A 3020-nucleotide genomic window follows, 5' to 3' on the forward strand; every position below is an offset into this window, starting at 1 on the left:
ATAGCTTCGGCGTGGGCTTTAAGCTCGGCTTGGGTTTGGGTATCCATTAGGTTGTGTTTCGGGTTCTGATTCCATGATGCCGATTTTAGCTTGCTTCTCTCCTGAGCATTTATACTCATTGCATAACTGGGATGCACCCCTTGTTGATGAGGAGATCAGATCTCCGATTGATTTAGGATCGCTATAATTAGGACTAACGACTGTTAACCCTCCGGTTAAGTGTTAAACAGAGTCAGGAATTGATTCAAACTCCGCATCAATCGGAGCATTTTCATCAGGTTTTACTGGGGGGTCAATGGCATCGAAGGTTAACGAAATCAGGGGCAATTGCTTGCTAAAGAGATTGAACGATTGAAGACAAGCATTAATGCCTTTGATCGCTTCGTTATAGGTGTTGATTTTCGCCAAGGTTATCGAAAGTTGTTCTTTGTTTTTGGCAATTTTTAATTCTGCTTCTTGTTCTAGGGTTTGTTCGAGATAGGTGCGGGCTTGGTCGTATTGTTGGAGAATATCGAGTTTGAACTGAGCCGCGAGGGGTAAGACTTTGGTTTTGATGGTTTGGTTGAGCGCTTGGCGGAAATTGCTGCGAATCGTGGCGGCAACTTTGGGTTCAAAATCGAGTTTGAGCAGTTGACGGATCGCGGGTTCTGCATCGACGATACTTTCTGCGCCGTAGGTTTGGGAGGTTTGCTGGAGGGTTTGGCGGAATTGGTAAATGGAGAATGTGCCTTCATCGTAGAAGCGGGGACTTTCGCGGACGTAGCGATCGCACTCTCGCCGCGCCTCATTTTCCACCAACTCTAACAGGGTTTTCGTCAACGCCTTAAACCGCCCCTCTAAGCCGCCATCTTGACCCAATAACCGATATAAGTTGCGGTAACAGTCTGTTTTTTTCACCGACTCAAACAGTCGCTCACAGAAGTTTTTCACCACAGCTTGGGCATGTTCAATTAATACATCTTCTAGCTCATTGGCGAGGTAATATAGAGCCTCCACCAGAACGGCGAGAAATGGGGCGGTGGCATTGCGGGGATGGGTTCCCGTTGCTGTTTTGTAGGCATCGCGCACGGAAAACACATGCAATAATTCATCCAGCCGCGCCACCATGCGCGTTTTTAAGCGGGTGAAGTCGCGCTCAAACTCTGGATCTTCTTGGGCGATGATGCTGTTAATTTCTGTTGTGAGATACGCTTCAAATTCACTGCCAATGCGTTGTAGTTCCTGATTCAAAACATCTAACTCTTGAGCCTTCATCGCATCAATTTCGCGGGGCTGACTTTCGAGATTGGCACGTTGCTCACCGTAGTGATTTTGCAACAAAATACAGATGGGTTGCAATTCATCGGCCAGAGCTTCAAAGAGTTGGGGGCGTTTTTCTTCAGTTAAATATCGGGTGATCGCGTTGCGAAATTCTTCGATGCCACTATCTTCAATTAGCTTATCTAGCAGGGGTTGACCCCATTCACTGAGGATGCGGACGTAGTTTTCATTGGGCGTTTCAAAGCTATTGACAGAGACGTGAAAATCACTGCGGGCAAGTTTACCAGAACCGGCACAATATTGATTAAACCCATTCACAAATTGGGGGGTTTCTTCTTCGCCGCCGATATTCTTGACACTTTCGGCAAAAATGGAATCGAGACCAAAGCGATCGCGCCCACTGGTTTGCTTGACTTGGCTGCCATAAAAGCCCAACATGCCGCTGGTTTTATAGATGCGTTGGCTGTCACGAAATTGGGATTGAATGAGGTGATCGAGGCGTTGGCGAAGCTGGCTGTTATACCAGGTTTCATCAATGCGATTGAAGGCGTAGAAAATGCGATCGCGGATGCTGGGGTTTTGACGCATTTTTTCGAGCAATTCCGTTTCTTCGCTGCTCATGTCCCCGGCGGAGGCAGGTTTTAAAACGGTGACAACGGCGGAAGTGTCGGGGTGTTCAATTTTGCGGTAGGTGAGTTCGGCATCTTTTTTAACGGGGGCATCAATGCCGGGCAAATCTACTAAAACGTTGCCATCTTCTAGGAGGGGATGATGACAGTAATATTTCAAGCGTTTGAGGACGGCGCTGTTGCTGCCGCGTCGGGCATAACCGGCGGCTTCGGCGAGGTTGGTGAAGTTAAATTGCTCCATGGAATAGGTGGCGTTTTGGAGCGCCTGGATGCGATCGCTGTTTTGGGCGTAACCTTCGAGGAGGAGCAGTAACCCTTTGGCTTGTTTGGCGCGATCGGACTTGCTTTCGCCTTTTTCGTCGGCGATGATCCGCTGACAATTCGTGATCACAATCTCGCGGGCATCGGCATTGTTGATGTTGATGTTGGCAGAAATACCCAGGCGATCGCACAACATTTTCACCTGGTCGCGAATTTCGGCCTCGCTTAAAAATGTGAGCACAACGCGCTCGGCATCGGGTTCGGCATATTCGATGTAGCATTCTGTGCCGGTGGCGTGACCTTCGGCGCTGTAGAGCAATTCCCGCTCCAAGAGGGCATTGATTAACATCGATTTCCCGGCACTAAACGCCCCGGCAAACACGATTTCAAATTGCGGCGCGATCGCTTTGTGCAGAGCGGTTTCAACGGCGGTGGTGTCCTGTTGCGATCGCAATTCGGGCTGTTGATGCAACAGGGTCAGCACGGTGCTAACTTGGTCGTTGAGTTGGCTACAGGTGGGACTATCCTGAATGGTCATATTTGTGATGGGGTTGGATGTTAACGTTCATCCCATGCCTACAGACGCGATTGAGGCTCCTACCTACGCCTGCGGTGTGGATATCTTCACTCTAGGCGGTACGGGAATCTTGCGTCTAGTTTGCGAAACGATTCTACGGCTGATCCATACCGCTGCAATGGCTGAATCTCAGGGCGGCGAGGAAGGCGATCGCCTGGTTGACTGACAAAATTAGCCAGATCCCGGAAAGCCCTCACCCTAGCCCTCTCCCTAGGGGCTACTGCTTATACACAAACTGCTCTTAACGATGTTCACCTTCTCTCGATCCCCCCTAGCCCCCCTTAAAAAGGGGG

At 49.6% G+C, this 3020-nt stretch carries 2 protein-coding genes; one reads left to right on the forward strand and one right to left on the reverse strand.

Annotated elements, in window-relative coordinates:
• Window positions 1–222 precede the first annotated feature (222 nt).
• A complete protein-coding gene (locus tag PN477_RS05805; protein ID WP_272122095.1) occupies window positions 223–2688 on the reverse strand; it encodes a dynamin-like GTPase family protein in 2466 nt (821 codons plus the stop codon).
• Between the two features lie 34 nt (window positions 2689–2722).
• Here PN477_RS05805 and PN477_RS05810 point away from each other — a divergent pair, with 34 nt between their 5' ends.
• Entirely contained in the window at window positions 2723–2893 is a 171-nt protein-coding gene (locus PN477_RS05810) for a hypothetical protein (protein ID WP_272122093.1), read from the forward strand.
• Window positions 2894–3020: the final 127 nt, after the last annotated feature.

Source organism: Spirulina subsalsa CS-330, from assembly GCF_028330765.1.
GTDB lineage: Bacteria > Cyanobacteriota > Cyanobacteriia > Cyanobacteriales > Spirulinaceae > Spirulina > Spirulina subsalsa_A.

Bases quoted from the DNA above. Each gene is read 5' to 3' on its own strand.
- PN477_RS05805 (WP_272122095.1), bottom strand. From the start codon at position 2,688: ATGACCATTCAGGATAGTCCCACCTGTAGCCAACTCAACGACCAAGTT.
- PN477_RS05810 (WP_272122093.1), top strand. From the start codon at position 2,723: ATGCCTACAGACGCGATTGAGGCTCCTACCTACGCCTGCGGTGTGGAT.